Source organism: Providencia rettgeri (assembly GCF_013702265.1).
Taxonomy (GTDB): Bacteria; Pseudomonadota; Gammaproteobacteria; order Enterobacterales; family Enterobacteriaceae; genus Providencia; species Providencia zhijiangensis.
Map to the genome: position 1 here is coordinate 3,862,272 of NZ_CP059348.1, position 13,771 is coordinate 3,876,042.

The window sequence follows — 13,771 nt, forward strand, 5'->3', positions numbered from 1 at the left end:
AATTTATGTCAGTCTTAAACGTGTTACATTATCCAGACGAGCGCCTTCGCACCGTTGCAAAACCAGTTGAAAAAGTTGATGCATCTATCCAGTGTATTATTGATGATATGTTCGATACGATGTATGACGAAGAAGGCATTGGGCTCGCAGCAACGCAAGTGGATATCCACCAGCGCATCATTGTTATTGACGTTTCTGAATCACGTAATGAGCGCCTTGTACTTATCAATCCTGAGCTTCTTAATAAAGAAGGTGAAACAGGTATAGAAGAAGGCTGCCTATCAGTCCCTGAACAGCAAGGATTTGTACCAAGGGCGGAGAAAGTGAAAGTTCGTGCTCTTGATTATAACGGTACATCATTTGAACTTGAAGCTGATGGTCTACTGGCTATCTGTATTCAACATGAAATGGACCATTTAGTTGGAAAACTGTTCGTTGATTACTTATCACCTTTGAAGCGTCAACGTATTCGCCAGAAAGTAGAAAAACTCGATAGACTGAGAGCTAAAGAAGCTAAAAGTCGCTGAGTTGATAAGAAGTTAGTCTTTATTACTATAAATGGGAAAGGATCGTGTCAGAACCATTAAGAATTATTTTTGCAGGTACGCCTGATTTCGCAGCTAAGCATTTGGCCGCATTGTTAGAAACCAATCATAATATTGTTGGTGTATTAACTCGTCACGATAAACCTGCAGGTAGAGGCAAAAAGCTAACAGCGAGCCCTGTTAAGATCCTTGCGGAAGAACATGGAATACCTGTTTTCCAGCCAGTTACCTTACGTGATCCAGACAATCAACAATGGATCACAGATCAAAATGCTGATCTGATGATTGTCGTTGCCTATGGCTTGATCCTGCCACAAGCAGTTTTGGATATTCCCCGTTTAGGCTGTTTGAATGTTCATGGTTCGTTGTTACCACGCTGGCGAGGCGCCGCTCCGATCCAACGATCCATTTGGGCTGGCGACCACGAAACTGGTGTCACTATCATGCAAATGGATGCCGGCCTTGATACCGGAGATATGCTATATAAAGCTATTTGCCCGATTACTGCTGAAGATACTAGTGCAACTTTATATGAAAAGCTGGCGATTACAGGGCCTAAAGCACTTATTCATACAGTAGATTTACTCTCTTCAGGTCATTGTATCCCAGAAAAACAAGATGATTCTCTCGCTAATTACGCTGAAAAATTATCTAAAGATGAAGCGAGAATTGATTGGCAACTACCAGCTGAACACATTGAGCGCTGTATTCGAGCCTTTAATCCTTGGCCAATGAGTTATTTCATGGTTCAAGAGCAATTAATCAAAGTATGGCAAGCTGAAGTCATCGCTCAAGCACATAATCAGCGCCCAGGTACTATCATCAGTGCCGATAAAAAAGGTATCAGTGTTGCAACTGGTAATGGAATATTAAATATTACTCAGCTACAACCACCAGGCAAAAAAGCGATGAGTGCGCAAGATATACTTAACTCCCGCCGCGAATGGTTCATACCTGAGCAATTGCTAGACTAATGTATTGGTAGCATTACCTAAAAATGCAAAATTCGGTAATGCTACTTAAGTAACTAATAGACTCTCTTTCAATTATGAAAAACAAATATAATTTGCGTAGTATCGCAGCGACCGCCATTAGTCAGGTATTAGATAACGGGCAATCATTAAGTACCGTTTTACCTGATCTGCAACGTAATATTAATGATAAAGATAAAGCGCTACTGCAGGAGATTTGCTTCGGAGTTCTACGTTATCTACCAAAGCTCGAATGGTTTATTAGTCAGCTAATGGAAAAACCGCTAACAGGCAAGCAAAGAACTTTGCATTACCTCATCATGGTTGGGCTTTATCAATTACTCTATACTCGCATCCCTGCACATGCGGCTTTAGCAGAAACCGTGGATGGTGCAGTTGCATTAAAGCGCCCACAGTTGAAAGGCCTAATAAATGGGGTACTACGCTCTTTCCAACGTCAGCAAGTTCAATTAGAAGAACGTAACACAAATAATAATAGCCAATATTTACATCCTAGTTGGTTATTAAAACGCATTCAAACCGCCTACCCTGATAGCTGGGAAAATATTGTTGATGCCAATAATCAGCGTCCACCTATGTGGTTGAGAGTTAACTCCCAACATCATACAGCCGCACAATATTTAGAGTTACTCGAACAAGCAGACATTACAGCACACTTGCCCCCATCCCATCCAAGTGCAATTCGCTTAGAAGAAGCGGCTCCCGTTACCTGTTTACCCGGTTTTGAAGATGGCTGGTCAACAGTGCAAGATGTTTCTGCGCAAGGCTGTGCTGAATTACTTTCTCCAGCTAATGGCGAAAATATTCTCGACTTATGTGCAGCACCAGGCGGAAAAACGACACATATTTTAGAACTAGCCCCTAAGGCCCATGTTCTCGCTGTAGACATTGATGAGTCACGACTCAAACGAGTAAAAGAAAACCTGCAAAGATTAAAGCAGCAAGCTATTGTTATTCAAGGGGATGGTACGAAACCTGAAGAGTGGGCGAAAGATCAACAATTTGATCGTATTTTGCTGGATGCTCCGTGTTCTGCAACGGGAGTGATTAGGCGCCACCCTGATATTAAATGGCTAAGACGCGATTCAGATATTCAAGAGCTATCTCAGTTACAGGCTCAAATCTTAGAGGCTGTATGGCCATACTTAAAACCTGGCGGCACATTAGTGTATGCCACATGCTCCATCATGCCTGAAGAAAATAGCCAGCAGATTCAGCATTTCCTTTCTAAACATACTGATGCAAGTATGAATGATGGTACAGAATTAGGCTTACAAATATTACCAAGCACAACTGGGGGTGATGGTTTCTTTTACGCCCGCTTACTCAAGCACGTACAGTAATATTTAACAAAGACTCTGAGATAGGAAGATGCTATGAAGATCATTATTCTAGGTGCAGGGCAAGTCGGTGGGACACTCGCTGAAAACTTAGTGGATGAAAATAACGATATTACCGTTGTTGATACCAATGCCGATCGCTTGCGTCAGCTACAGGATCAGTTTGATCTGCGCGTAGTTAATGGGCATGGTTCTCATCCTCGAGTTCTTAGAGATGCTGGAGCTGAAGATGCAGACATGTTAGTTGCGGTAACTAACTCAGATGAGACCAACATGGTTGCTTGTCAAATTGCTTATAGCCTATTTAATACGCCGAATAAAATCGCACGTATTCGTGCAACCGAATATATCCGCGAAGCTGACAAGCTTTTTTTAGCAGAACAAATCCCTATTGATTATCTGATATCACCGGAACAGCTGGTTATTGAATATATCTATAAACTTATCCAATATCCGGGTGCTTTACAGGTCGTTAATTTTGCTGAAGGTAAAGTGAGCATTGTGGCTGTAAAAGCCTACTATGGGGGTTCTCTGGTAGGTAATGCATTATCTAGCTTACGCGAGCACATGCCACACATTGATACTCGCGTTGTCGCCATATTCCGTCAAGATAGACCCATTCGCCCTCAAGGTTCCACCATTATTGAAGCGGGCGATGAAGTTTTCTTCGTTGCCTCCACTCAACATATTAGAGCGGTAATGAGTGAGCTCCAGCGATTAGAAAAACCCTACAAGCGTTTAATGATTGTTGGTGGTGGCAACGTAGGTGCCGGCTTAGCTAAGCGATTGGAAAAAGACTATAGCGTTAAACTGATTGAACGTAATCAGGAAAGAGCAACTGAATTAGCTGAATTGCTCCATGATACGATTGTTTTTTATGGTGATGCTTCAGATCAAGAATTACTTACTGAAGAACATATTGAACAAATGGATGTGTTTATTGCGCTTACCAATGATGATGAAGCAAATATCATGTCCGCTATGCTTGCAAAAAAAATGGGCGCTAAAAAAGCCATGGTATTAATTCAACGCTCTGCCTATGTTGAATTAGTTCAAGGCGGTGTTATTGATATTGCCGTATCTCCACAGCAAGCAACCATTTCAGCTTTACTTGGTCATGTCAGAAAGGCGGATATTGTCAGTGTCTCATCATTGCGCCGAGGTGTTGCAGAGGCTATTGAAGCGATCGCCCACGGTGATGAAAACACATCAAAAGTGGTTGGTAAGAAAATATCAGAAATTAAGCTTCCTCCAGGTACAATTATTGGCGCCATCGTAAGAGAGGAAGAAGTCATTATTGCTAGTGATTACCATATTATCGAGCAAGGTGACCATGTCATTATGTTTATTACCGATAAAAAATATGTTCCGGATGTGGAAAAGCTGTTCCAGCCAAGTCCGTTCTTTTTATAATTATCTAAAATAAATAGTAAAAATTTGCAGGTTGATAATTCTAGATACTATAATTTTGATACGTGGTTCCACACGTTTAGTCATTTAGTTAATAAATAAAGGGAAGGGGTCGTACATGAGTTTTTTAAAAGAGTTCCGCGAATTTGCCATGAAAGGCAACGTTGTGGATATGGCTGTCGGTATTATTATTGGTGCTGCATTTGGTAAAATTGTTTCTTCATTAGTTGCCGATGTGATCATGCCACCATTAGGATTAATCATTGGTGGCGTAGATTTTAAACAATTCAGCCTTGTACTTCGAGAAGCGGAAGGGAGTGTACCTGCCGTAGTGATGAATTATGGGATGTTTATCCAAACAGTTTTTGATTTTGTTATTGTCGCATTTGCTATTTTTATGGCAATCAAGGTAATGAACAAAGTTCGTCGTGAAAAAGAAGAGGCTGCACCAGCAGAGCCTGCTGCTCCATCTACAGAAGAAGTTTTACTATCTGAAATTCGTGACTTACTGAAAGAACAGAATAAAAAATAACTAAAAGGCCAGTGGTAATAAGTTTATTAACCGATTACCACTGGCCTCCCAGTTACCTGCCTTATTTGCTTTTCCTTTTCTTGTATAGCTTCCTTTACCTTTCTTATTCTTCTCAACTCTCTGGCGAAATAGTGGGTCATGTAACAGTGCCTCAATGGCATTATCTTTAATCTCACCACGCTTATGCTGATATTTATTCATAATCTACCTTCATTATCAGTTTTAAATTAATAAATTTTTGATGCGCCTTTTTCTAGGATCTCCATTATAGAACAATATGTCGATGCATGCTCATCACCACAACATGCTGAACTCAAGGTCTTCAGTGAATCTCTCATAATGATTAGCTCTTGGATCTTCTTTTCCACTTCAATCAGCCTAATATCAACAATATTCTTTGATTCCTGACAAGTATGGTGTTCGGGATCAACTCGGATCGATAATAGCTCAGTAATCGCTTCAAGCGTAAACCCTAGTTGCTTCGCATAACGAATAAAACGTAGGCGCTGTAAATCTTGCTCCGTAAACAACCGGTAGCCACCTTCCGTTCTCGTTTTGTGCCCCATCAAACCCTGCTTTTCATAAAAACGGATTGTATCTGGTGTCACATCTGCCAATTTAGCTATTTGACCAATCTTATACATGCTCATTTTCTTATGCCTATAAGTATGGATAGAAAATAAAAATTCAAGGATGGAAAAGAATTAATTTGGAGGGGTAGAATAGCAGGTACAAAAAAACCGGGCAATACACCCGGTTTTCTTGAAAGCAATTACAGATTACTCTGCAGCTGCTTCTTGAGACTCAACAGCACGGTCAACAAGCTCGATGTAAGCCATCGGAGCGTTGTCACCTGCGCGGAAGCCACACTTAAGAATACGAGTGTAACCACCTGCGCGAGCTGCGAAACGAGGTCCCAGTTCATTAAATAGTTTTGCAACGATCTCGTTATCACGAGTACGTGCGAATGCCAGACGACGATTAGCTACGCTGTCGGTCTTGGCAAGAGTAATCAGCGGCTCAACGACGCGACGCAGTTCTTTCGCTTTAGGCAGAGTCGTCTTGATGATTTCATGACGAACTAAAGAACCTGCCATGTTACGGAACATAGCTTGGCGGTGGCTGCTGTTGCGGTTCAATTGACGACCACTCTTACGATGGCGCATGACCTTATCCTTCTCAGTAAAACCTTAACCTGTGATCCTAATCATCAGCAATACTTGCTGGTGGCCAATTTTCTAAGCGCATGCCCAGAGAAAGACCACGAGATGCCAAGACGTCCTTAATTTCAGTAAGAGATTTCTTACCAAGGTTCGGAGTTTTAAGCAACTCAACTTCTGTACGCTGTACCAGATCACCGATGTAGTGGATAGCTTCTGCTTTGAGGCAGTTAGCAGAGCGGACAGTCAATTCCAGATCGTCAACTGGGCGCAGTAAGATAGGATCGAATTCTGGTTTCTCTTCTTTAACTTCTGGCTGACGTACATCACGTAGGTCAACAAAAGCTTCAAGTTGTTCAGCCAGAATGGTAGCTGCACGGCGAATCGCCTCTTCAGGATCGATTGTACCATTAGTTTCCATTTCGATTACTAACTTATCCAAGTCAGTACGCTGCTCAACACGAGCTGCTTCAACATTGTAGGCAATACGCTCTACAGGGCTATAGCAAGCATCGACTAACAGACGACCGATTGGGCGCTCATCTTCTTCCGAATGAACTCGGGCAGAAGCCGGCACATAACCACGACCACGCTGAACTTTAATACGCATATTTACAGATGCGCTTTCGTCAGTGAGGTGGCAGATAACATGCTGTGGCTTGACGATTTCGACATCACCATCATGGATGATGTCGGCTGCAGTCACAGGGCCAATGCCAGATTTATTCAAGGTTAAAATAACTTCATCTTTCCCCTGAACTTTTACCGCCAGCCCTTTCAGGTTGAGGAGAATCTCCAGGATATCTTCCTGTACACCTTCTTTGGTGCTGTACTCATGCAGTACACCATCAATCTCAACCTCTGTCACCGCACAACCCGGCATAGACGAAAGCAGAATACGGCGCAGTGCGTTACCTAGAGTGTGGCCAAAGCCGCGCTCTAAAGGCTCAAGGGTCACCTTAGCGTGCGTCGAACTCACTTGCTCGATATCTACCAGGCGCGGTTTTAGAAACTCTGTCACAGAACCCTGCATTGTGTCCTCTCTTTGGTGCTAAGCTTTACTTGGAGTAAAGCTCGACGATCAGGTGTTCGTTAATGTCCGCAGACAAGTCAGTACGTTCAGGAATACGTTTGAACACACCTTCCATTTTAGCAGCATCAACTTCCAGCCAAGTTGGCTTCTCACGCTGTTCAGCCAGCTCTAAAGCAGCCTTGATACGAGACTGTTTTTTAGCTTTCTCACGAACGCTGATAACGTCATTCGGGGAAACCTGATAAGAAGCGATATTAACTACACGACCATTTACCATGATAGCTTTGTGGCTAACCATTTGACGTGCTTCTGCGCGAGTTGCGCCAAAGCCCATACGGTAAACGACGTTATCTAAACGACCTTCCAGCAGGGTCAGCAGGTTTTCACCTGTGTTGCCTTTCAGGCGAGTTGCTTCTTTATAATAGTTACGGAATTGACGTTCCAGAACACCGTAAATACGACGAACTTTTTGTTTTTCACGTAACTGAACACCATAGTCAGACAGACGCGGTTTACGCGCACCGTGCTGGCCAGGTGCCTGTTCTAATTTACACTTGGTGTCAATCGCGCGAACACCAGACTTCAGGAAGAGGTCTGTTCCTTCGCGACGGCTCAGCTTGAGCTTAGGACCCAAATATCTAGCCATTTTCTTTCTCCAACAGTCCTAAAAAAAACGAAACGTATTAAACGCGACGTTTTTTCGGTGGGCGACAACCGTTATGAGGGATAGGAGTCACATCAGTAATATTAGTGATGCGGAAACCAGCGGCGTTCAGAGCACGAATTGTTGATTCGCGACCCGGACCCGGTCCCTTAACCATAACTTCCAGGTTTTTGATTCCGTATTCTTTCACAGCTTCTGCGCAACGCTCTGCCGCAACTTGTGCTGCGAACGGAGTGGATTTGCGAGAACCACGGAAACCGGAACCACCGGCAGTTGCCCAACCTAATGCGTTACCCTGACGGTCAGTAATGGTAACGATTGTGTTGTTGAAAGAAGCATGGATATGAGCCACACCGTCTGAGACTTGTTTTCTTACACGCTTACGTGCACGAACTGGTGCCTTTGCCATTATTCAATACCCCGACTTATTTCTTGATCGGCTTACGCGGACCCTTACGGGTACGAGCGTTAGTCTTAGTACGCTGTCCGCGCACAGGAAGACCACGACGATGACGTAAACCACGGTAACATCCAAGGTCCATCAGACGCTTGATGCTCAGGGTAATTTCACGGCGTAAGTCACCTTCTACAACATATTTAGCAACTTCGTCACGCAGCTTGTCGATTTGTTCTTCAGACAGCTCACTGATCTTAACATTTTCAGCAATACCAGTTGCTTCACAGATAGCCTGTGAACGAGTTTTGCCGATGCCGAAAATCGATGTTAAAGCGATTACGGTATGTTTATGATCAGGAATGTTAATGCCTGCTATACGGGCCACTATGCACTCCTAAGTTAAAATATACATTACTGTGCTGAAAAGCCCGTTTTCAGGATACTCAAACAATAATGTATCTTAGATAAAAAAGATTGGCTGGCTAATTTAGCCAGCTCAACCCAACTTTGCAAGAAAAAAATGCTTTTTCTTAGCCTTGACGTTGTTTATGTCTTGGCTCAACACTGCAAATCACACGAACGCTACCATTGCGACGAATAATTTTGCAGTTACGGCATAATTTCTTGACGGAAGCACGAACTTTCATTTTTACTCTCCGTAACTTCTAAGCAAACCATAATCACTCGCGTGATTATTTACCTTTTAGATTTGCTTTCTTCAATGCAGACTCATACTGACTTGACATCATCAGAGTTTGCACTTGAGCCATAAAGTCCATGATAACGACAACCACGATTAAGAGGGAAGTACCACCAAAGTAAAAAGGTACTTTCATTGCGTCACGCATGAACTCCGGGATTAGGCAGATAAAGGTAATATAAAGAGCGCCGACTAATGTTAATCGTGTCATTACCTTATCGATGTACTTGGCCGTTTGCTCTCCCGGACGAATTCCTGGTACAAATGCACCGGACTTCTTCAGGTTATCTGCTGTTTCTCTTGGGTTGAAAACCAACGCAGTATAGAAGAAACAGAAGAAGATGATCGCAGAGGCATAAAGCAACACATATAACGGTTGTCCAGGCTGTAAGTACATAGATACTGTAGTCAGCCAGTCCCAACCAGTTCCATCACCAAACCAAGACGCTATTGTACCCGGGAATAGTATGATACTGGAAGCAAAAATTGCAGGAATTACACCCGCCATATTCACTTTTAACGGTAAATGTGTACTTTGTGCAGCGTAGACACGGCGTCCTTGTTGGCGTTTAGCGTAGTTTACGACGATACGACGTTGACCACGTTCCATAAACACTACAAAGAAAGTTACCGCGAATACTAATACCGCAACCAACAGCAACAGGAGGAAGTGCAGATCGCCTTGCCGAGCTTGCTCGATGGTATGGCCAATAGCCGGCGGGAGACCCGCAACGATACCAGCGAAGATAATAATTGAAATACCGTTACCGATACCTCTTTCAGTTATCTGCTCACCTAACCACATAAGGAACATAGTCCCTGTGACTAAGCTAACAACTGCCGTGAAGTAGAATGGGAGGCCTGGATCAAGAACTAATCCCTGCATCCCTGGCATATTCGGTAGACCCATTGCAATACCAATAGATTGGAATATTGCTAATACCAGAGTACCCCAGCGAGTATATTGGCTTATCTTCCGACGACCTGCTTCTCCTTCCTTCTTGATCTCTGCTAATCGTGGGTTAACCACAGATAATAACTGGACAATGATCGATGCTGAAATATACGGCATGATACCCAGAGCAAAGATAGAAGCACGGCTAAGAGCACCACCAGAGAACATGTTAAACATTTCAATGATGGTGCCTTGTTGCTGTTCGAGCAATTTGGCAAGCACAGTGGCATCAATACCAGGGATTGGAATAAAAGAACCAATTCGGAAAACAATTAGCGCCCCAATAACAAACAAAAGTCTGCGTTTTAGTTCGCCAGCTCCACCTTTGGCACTTTGGAAATCTAATCCTGGTTGTTTAGCCATCTGTCACTTATTCCTCAATTTTACCGCCGGCAGCTTCGATTGCAGCGCGAGCACCTTTAGTAACACGAAGGCCACGTACAGTAACTGCACGATTCACTTCGCCAGACAGAATAACTTTTGCGTATTCAATCTGGATGTCAATAACGTTCGCGGCTTTCAGTGCGTTCAGATCAATAACATCGCCTTCAACAGAAGCAAAATCAGACAGACGGATTTCCGCAGTGATCATTGCTTTACGTGAAGTGAAACCGAATTTCGGTAAACGACGGTATAAAGGCATCTGGCCACCTTCGAAACCACGACGTACGCCACCGCCAGAACGAGACTTCTGACCTTTGTGACCACGGCCGCCGGTTTTACCCAGACCAGAACCGATACCACGACCTACGCGTTTAGGCGCGTGCTTGGCACCTTCAGCCGGAGACAGAGTATTTAAACGCATCTCTTACTCCTCAACTTTAACCATGTAGGAAACCAAGTTGATCATACCACGGACAGCAGGAGTATCCTCGCGCTCTACTGTATGACCAATGCGACGCAGACCTAAACCGACCAGTGTTGCCTTGTGTTTCGGCAGACGACCGATTGAACTGCGAACTTGTGTAATTTTAATAGTCTTAGCCATGGCTGATTACCCCAGAATTTCTTCGACGGATTTTCCACGCTTAGCTGCGACCATTTCTGGAGACTTCATGCTGTCTAAAGCATCCAGTGTTGCACGAACCACGTTGATTGGGTTAGTGGAACCATAGGTTTTAGCCAGTACGTTGCGAACTCCAGCTACCTCTAAAACAGCACGCATTGCACCACCGGCAATAATACCGGTACCTTCGTGAGCAGGTTGCATAAACACGCGAGAACCGGTGTGTGTACCTTTCACTGGGTGGAATAATGTGCCGTTGTTTAGAGCAACGGTTTTCATACTGCGACGGGCTTTTTCCATCGCTTTCTGGATTGCTGCCGGAACTTCGCGCGCTTTGCCGTAACCAAAACCAACGCGACCGTTACCATCACCAACTACAGTCAGTGCGGTAAAGCTGAAAATACGGCCACCTTTAACGGTTTTAGCTACGCGGTTTACCGCGATCAGCTTTTCCTGCAGTTCGCCAGCTTGTTTTTCGATGTGAGACATCTTACACCTCTACCTTAGAACTGAAGGCCAGCTTCACGGGCAGCATCTGCCAGTGCCTGGACTCTACCATGATATTGGAAACCAGAACGGTCAAAAGCAACAACAGTGATGCCTTTTTCCAGTGCACGCTCAGCAATTAATTTACCAACTGCTGCTGCTGCATCTTTGTTTCCAGTGAATTTCACTTGCTCATTGATAGCTTTTTCTGTAGTAGAAGCGGCAACCAATGTTTCAGAACCGTTAGGTGCAATAACCTGCGCATAAATATGGCGTGGAGTACGATGTACCACCAGGCGAGTCGCACCCAACTCTTGGATCTTGCGGCGTGCGCGGGTCGCACGACGGATACGAGCTGCTTTCTTATCCATAGTGTTACCTTACTTCTTCTTAGCCTCTTTAGTACGCACGATTTCATCGGCGTAACGAACACCTTTACCTTTATAAGGCTCAGGACGACGGTAAGCACGCAGTTCTGCCGCTACTTGACCAATCACTTGCTTATCCGCACCTTTCAGTACGATTTCAGTTTGTGTTGGACATTCAGCAGTAATGCCTGCTGGCAGTGCGTGTTCAACCGGATGCGAGAAACCTAAAGACAAGCTTACTGCATTGCCTTTGATTGCTGCACGGTAACCAACACCGACCAGTTGAAGTTTTTTGGTGAAGCCTTCGGTAACACCGATAACCATTGCATTCAGCAGTGAGCGAGAAGTACCCGCTTGTGCCCATGCATCAGCAAAACCTTCGCGCGGAGCGAAAGTTAAGTGGCCATCTTCATGTTTAACTTCAACTGCATTATGGATAGTACGAGTAAGCTCGCCGTTTTTACCCTTGATCGAAATAACCTGACCGTTGAGTTTTACCTCTACGCCGGCAGGAATGACGACGGGTGCTTTTGCCACACGAGACATTCTTTCCTCCCGAATTAAGCTACGTAGCAGAGAATCTCGCCACCAAGACCAGCTTGGCGAGCTGCACGATCAGTCATGACACCTTTAGAGGTAGAAACAACAGCGATACCTAAGCCAGCCATAACTTGTGGCAGCTCATCTTTTTTCTTATAGATGCGCAGACTTGGGCGGCTTACACGCTGGATGCTTTCTACGACAGCCTTACCTTGGAAATAACGTAAAGTCAGTTCCAATTCTGGCTTGATGTCGCCTTCAATTTTAAAATCTTCAATATAACCTTCTTCCTTCAGCACTTTGGCAATCGCCACTTTCAGCTTGGAGGAAGGCATGGTGACCGCAACTTTATTCGCGGCCTGACCGTTACGGATACGGGTCAGCATATCCGCGATGGGATCTTGCATGCTCATCTGTCTTTACTCCCGTGATTCAATATGGTGACAATTACCAACTAGCCTTTTTAAGGCCCGGGATTTCACCGCGCATAGCGGCTTCACGGACTTTAATACGGCTCAGACCAAATTTCCGCAGGAAACCATGCGGACGCCCAGTTTGACGGCAGCGGTTACGCTGACGAGAAGGACTTGAATCACGTGGCAGTGTTTGCAGCTTGAGAACAGCGTCCCAGCGATCTTCATCAGATGCTTTAACATCAGAGATGATAGCTTTCAGTTCTACGCGTTTTGCGAAGAATTTCTCAGCTAATTTAGCACGCTTAACATCACGCGCTTTCATAGATTTCTTAGCCATGAGTAACCTGCCTTACTTGCGGAACGGGAAGTTGAACGCTGCTAACAGTGCGCGACCTTCATCATCAGATTTCGCAGTAGTGGTGATAGTAATATCTAAACCACGTACACGATCCACTTTATCGTAATCGATTTCAGGGAAGATGATTTGTTCACGTACACCCATGCTGTAGTTACCGCGACCATCGAAAGACTTAGCGGACAAGCCACGGAAGTCACGAATACGTGGTACAGCAATAGAAATCAGACGCTCAAGGAACTCCCACATGCGTTCGCCACGCAGAGTTACTTTACAGCCGATTGGATAGCCCTGACGGATTTTGAAGCCTGCAACAGATTTGCGTGCTTTGGTGATCAATGGTTTTTGACCAGAGATTGCTGTTAAGTCAGCTGCTGCGTTATCCAGCAGTTTTTTATCAGCGATCGCTTCACCAACACCCATATTCAGGGTGATCTTCTCGACCCGAGGGACTTGCATGACAGAAGTGTAGTTAAACTCAGTCATGAGTTTATTAACTACTTCGTCTTTATAGTAATCATGCAGTTTCGCCATCGTATACTCCAAAAATTACTTGATAGTTTCACTGTTAGATTTGAAGAAACGGACTTTTTTGCCGTCTTCGAATCTAAAGCCTACACGGTCAGCCTTGCCAGTTGCCGCGTTAAAGATTGCAACGTTAGAAACTTGAATAGCCGCTTCTTTTTCAACGATGCCACCTGGTTGGTTCAGAGCCGGAACTGGCTTCTGATGTTTTTTAACCAGATTGATACCTTCAACGATAACTTTACTAGAAGAAATAACCTGCTTTACTTTACCGCGCTTACCTTTGTCTTTCCCAGTTAGCACGATAACTTCGTCATCACGACGGATTTTCGCTGCCATAGTTCGCT

23 protein-coding genes are annotated in these 13,771 nt (G+C 44.3%); 5 read left to right on the forward strand and 18 right to left on the reverse strand.

All coding sequences use genetic code 11. From position 1 onward, the window contains the following. Positions 1-5: 5 nt before the first annotated feature. The 5 genes from def to mscL all read left to right on the forward strand — a co-directional run bounded on the left by def (position 6) and on the right by mscL (position 4,819). On the forward strand, positions 6-527 hold the full coding sequence (gene def, locus H0913_RS17770) for a peptide deformylase (RefSeq protein ID WP_181477703.1): 522 nt from the start codon (positions 6-8) through the stop codon (positions 525-527). A 44-nt stretch (positions 528-571) separates the two neighbouring features. Beyond that, on the forward strand, positions 572-1,519 hold the full coding sequence (gene fmt, locus H0913_RS17775) for a methionyl-tRNA formyltransferase (protein ID WP_181477704.1): 948 nt from the start codon (positions 572-574) through the stop codon (positions 1,517-1,519). Between the two features lie 74 nt (positions 1,520-1,593). Next, positions 1,594-2,880: a 16S rRNA (cytosine(967)-C(5))-methyltransferase RsmB gene (gene rsmB / locus H0913_RS17780; protein ID WP_181477705.1), complete on the forward strand. Its 1,287-nt coding sequence runs from the start codon at positions 1,594-1,596 to the stop codon at positions 2,878-2,880. Positions 2,881-2,913: 33 nt separating this feature from the next. Continuing rightward, positions 2,914-4,290 carry a Trk system potassium transporter TrkA gene (gene trkA / locus H0913_RS17785; RefSeq protein WP_036955884.1) on the forward strand — a complete coding sequence of 459 codons (1,377 nt, stop codon included), beginning with the start codon at positions 2,914-2,916 and terminating at the stop codon, positions 4,288-4,290. Between the two features lie 115 nt (positions 4,291-4,405). Then, positions 4,406-4,819, forward strand: a complete 414-nt coding sequence (gene mscL / locus H0913_RS17790) for a large-conductance mechanosensitive channel protein MscL (protein WP_036955890.1) — start codon at positions 4,406-4,408, stop codon at positions 4,817-4,819. Here the strand turns inward: mscL and H0913_RS17795 are convergent, their stop codons facing one another. The 18 genes from H0913_RS17795 to rplX all read right to left on the reverse strand — a co-directional run bounded on the left by H0913_RS17795 (position 4,820) and on the right by rplX (position 13,763). Further along, positions 4,820-5,020, reverse strand: a complete 201-nt coding sequence (locus H0913_RS17795; protein WP_154603128.1) for an alternative ribosome-rescue factor A — start codon at positions 5,018-5,020, stop codon at positions 4,820-4,822. A gap of 26 nt (positions 5,021-5,046) precedes the next feature. Further along, positions 5,047-5,463 carry a Zn(2+)-responsive transcriptional regulator gene (gene zntR / locus H0913_RS17800; RefSeq protein WP_036955922.1) on the reverse strand — a complete coding sequence of 139 codons (417 nt, stop codon included), beginning with the start codon at positions 5,461-5,463 and terminating at the stop codon, positions 5,047-5,049. Positions 5,464-5,598: 135 nt separating this feature from the next. After that, positions 5,599-5,985 (reverse strand): 50S ribosomal protein L17, encoded by a 387-nt coding sequence (gene rplQ, locus H0913_RS17805; protein ID WP_036955900.1) that lies wholly within the window; start codon positions 5,983-5,985, stop codon positions 5,599-5,601. Positions 5,986-6,022: 37 nt separating this feature from the next. After that, positions 6,023-7,012 carry a DNA-directed RNA polymerase subunit alpha gene (locus H0913_RS17810; RefSeq protein ID WP_036955903.1) on the reverse strand — a complete coding sequence of 330 codons (990 nt, stop codon included), beginning with the start codon at positions 7,010-7,012 and terminating at the stop codon, positions 6,023-6,025. Positions 7,013-7,037: 25 nt separating this feature from the next. After that, positions 7,038-7,658 carry a 30S ribosomal protein S4 gene (gene rpsD, locus H0913_RS17815; protein ID WP_004265487.1) on the reverse strand — a complete coding sequence of 207 codons (621 nt, stop codon included), beginning with the start codon at positions 7,656-7,658 and terminating at the stop codon, positions 7,038-7,040. A 37-nt stretch (positions 7,659-7,695) separates the two neighbouring features. Then, positions 7,696-8,085 (reverse strand): 30S ribosomal protein S11, encoded by a 390-nt coding sequence (gene rpsK, locus H0913_RS17820; protein WP_004388621.1) that lies wholly within the window; start codon positions 8,083-8,085, stop codon positions 7,696-7,698. 16 nt (positions 8,086-8,101) lie between these two features. Next, entirely contained in the window at positions 8,102-8,458 is a 357-nt protein-coding gene (gene rpsM, locus H0913_RS17825) for a 30S ribosomal protein S13 (protein WP_004907144.1), read from the reverse strand. Between the two features lie 145 nt (positions 8,459-8,603). Beyond that, on the reverse strand, positions 8,604-8,720 hold the full coding sequence (rpmJ, locus tag H0913_RS17830; RefSeq protein ID WP_004265484.1) for a 50S ribosomal protein L36: 117 nt from the start codon (positions 8,718-8,720) through the stop codon (positions 8,604-8,606). Positions 8,721-8,765: 45 nt separating this feature from the next. After that, the gene (gene secY, locus H0913_RS17835) at positions 8,766-10,091 is read right to left on the reverse strand and encodes a preprotein translocase subunit SecY (RefSeq protein WP_006657025.1); all 1,326 of its coding nucleotides are present in this window, start codon (positions 10,089-10,091) and stop codon (positions 8,766-8,768) included. 7 nt (positions 10,092-10,098) lie between these two features. Beyond that, positions 10,099-10,533, reverse strand: a complete 435-nt coding sequence (gene rplO / locus H0913_RS17840; RefSeq protein ID WP_006657024.1) for a 50S ribosomal protein L15 — start codon at positions 10,531-10,533, stop codon at positions 10,099-10,101. A gap of 3 nt (positions 10,534-10,536) precedes the next feature. Further along, the gene (gene rpmD / locus H0913_RS17845; RefSeq protein ID WP_006657023.1) at positions 10,537-10,716 is read right to left on the reverse strand and encodes a 50S ribosomal protein L30; all 180 of its coding nucleotides are present in this window, start codon (positions 10,714-10,716) and stop codon (positions 10,537-10,539) included. A 6-nt stretch (positions 10,717-10,722) separates the two neighbouring features. Next, positions 10,723-11,223 (reverse strand): 30S ribosomal protein S5, encoded by a 501-nt coding sequence (gene rpsE / locus H0913_RS17850; RefSeq protein WP_006657022.1) that lies wholly within the window; start codon positions 11,221-11,223, stop codon positions 10,723-10,725. A 14-nt stretch (positions 11,224-11,237) separates the two neighbouring features. Next, positions 11,238-11,591, reverse strand: coding sequence for a 50S ribosomal protein L18 (rplR, locus tag H0913_RS17855; protein WP_006816326.1), 354 nt, complete (start codon positions 11,589-11,591; stop codon positions 11,238-11,240). Between the two features lie 9 nt (positions 11,592-11,600). Next, a complete protein-coding gene (gene rplF, locus H0913_RS17860) occupies positions 11,601-12,134 on the reverse strand; it encodes a 50S ribosomal protein L6 (RefSeq protein ID WP_006657020.1) in 534 nt (177 codons plus the stop codon). 14 nt (positions 12,135-12,148) lie between these two features. Next, positions 12,149-12,541, reverse strand: coding sequence for a 30S ribosomal protein S8 (rpsH, locus tag H0913_RS17865; protein ID WP_004907134.1), 393 nt, complete (start codon positions 12,539-12,541; stop codon positions 12,149-12,151). Between the two features lie 34 nt (positions 12,542-12,575). After that, positions 12,576-12,881 (reverse strand): 30S ribosomal protein S14, encoded by a 306-nt coding sequence (rpsN, locus tag H0913_RS17870; protein WP_004265458.1) that lies wholly within the window; start codon positions 12,879-12,881, stop codon positions 12,576-12,578. A gap of 12 nt (positions 12,882-12,893) precedes the next feature. After that, positions 12,894-13,433 carry a 50S ribosomal protein L5 gene (rplE, locus tag H0913_RS17875; protein WP_006657019.1) on the reverse strand — a complete coding sequence of 180 codons (540 nt, stop codon included), beginning with the start codon at positions 13,431-13,433 and terminating at the stop codon, positions 12,894-12,896. 15 nt (positions 13,434-13,448) lie between these two features. Further along, positions 13,449-13,763, reverse strand: coding sequence for a 50S ribosomal protein L24 (gene rplX / locus H0913_RS17880; protein ID WP_004265452.1), 315 nt, complete (start codon positions 13,761-13,763; stop codon positions 13,449-13,451). Positions 13,764-13,771 lie beyond the last annotated feature (8 nt).

What these genes read in the sequence shown, in the direction of transcription:
- def (WP_181477703.1), top strand. Translation starts at nt 6, where the DNA reads ATGTCAGTCTTAAACGTGTTACATTATCCAGACGAGCGCCTTCGCACC.
- rsmB (WP_181477705.1), top strand. Translation starts at nt 1,594, where the DNA reads ATGAAAAACAAATATAATTTGCGTAGTATCGCAGCGACCGCCATTAGT.
- trkA (WP_036955884.1), top strand. Translation starts at nt 2,914, where the DNA reads ATGAAGATCATTATTCTAGGTGCAGGGCAAGTCGGTGGGACACTCGCT.
- mscL (WP_036955890.1), top strand. Translation starts at nt 4,406, where the DNA reads ATGAGTTTTTTAAAAGAGTTCCGCGAATTTGCCATGAAAGGCAACGTT.
- H0913_RS17795 (WP_154603128.1), bottom strand. Translation starts at nt 5,020, where the DNA reads ATGAATAAATATCAGCATAAGCGTGGTGAGATTAAAGATAATGCCATT.
- zntR (WP_036955922.1), bottom strand. Translation starts at nt 5,463, where the DNA reads ATGTATAAGATTGGTCAAATAGCTAAATTGGCAGATGTGACACCAGAT.
- rplQ (WP_036955900.1), bottom strand. Translation starts at nt 5,985, where the DNA reads ATGCGCCATCGTAAGAGTGGTCGTCAATTGAACCGCAACAGCAGCCAC.
- H0913_RS17810 (WP_036955903.1), bottom strand. Translation starts at nt 7,012, where the DNA reads ATGCAGGGTTCTGTGACAGAGTTTCTAAAACCGCGCCTGGTAGATATC.
- rpsD (WP_004265487.1), bottom strand. Translation starts at nt 7,658, where the DNA reads ATGGCTAGATATTTGGGTCCTAAGCTCAAGCTGAGCCGTCGCGAAGGA.
- rpsK (WP_004388621.1), bottom strand. Translation starts at nt 8,085, where the DNA reads ATGGCAAAGGCACCAGTTCGTGCACGTAAGCGTGTAAGAAAACAAGTC.
- rpmJ (WP_004265484.1), bottom strand. Translation starts at nt 8,720, where the DNA reads ATGAAAGTTCGTGCTTCCGTCAAGAAATTATGCCGTAACTGCAAAATT.
- secY (WP_006657025.1), bottom strand. Translation starts at nt 10,091, where the DNA reads ATGGCTAAACAACCAGGATTAGATTTCCAAAGTGCCAAAGGTGGAGCT.
- rplO (WP_006657024.1), bottom strand. Translation starts at nt 10,533, where the DNA reads ATGCGTTTAAATACTCTGTCTCCGGCTGAAGGTGCCAAGCACGCGCCT.
- rpmD (WP_006657023.1), bottom strand. Translation starts at nt 10,716, where the DNA reads ATGGCTAAGACTATTAAAATTACACAAGTTCGCAGTTCAATCGGTCGT.
- rpsE (WP_006657022.1), bottom strand. Translation starts at nt 11,223, where the DNA reads ATGTCTCACATCGAAAAACAAGCTGGCGAACTGCAGGAAAAGCTGATC.
- rplR (WP_006816326.1), bottom strand. Translation starts at nt 11,591, where the DNA reads ATGGATAAGAAAGCAGCTCGTATCCGTCGTGCGACCCGCGCACGCCGC.
- rplF (WP_006657020.1), bottom strand. Translation starts at nt 12,134, where the DNA reads ATGTCTCGTGTGGCAAAAGCACCCGTCGTCATTCCTGCCGGCGTAGAG.
- rpsH (WP_004907134.1), bottom strand. Translation starts at nt 12,541, where the DNA reads ATGAGCATGCAAGATCCCATCGCGGATATGCTGACCCGTATCCGTAAC.
- rpsN (WP_004265458.1), bottom strand. Translation starts at nt 12,881, where the DNA reads ATGGCTAAGAAATCTATGAAAGCGCGTGATGTTAAGCGTGCTAAATTA.
- rplE (WP_006657019.1), bottom strand. Translation starts at nt 13,433, where the DNA reads ATGGCGAAACTGCATGATTACTATAAAGACGAAGTAGTTAATAAACTC.
- rplX (WP_004265452.1), bottom strand. Translation starts at nt 13,763, where the DNA reads ATGGCAGCGAAAATCCGTCGTGATGACGAAGTTATCGTGCTAACTGGG.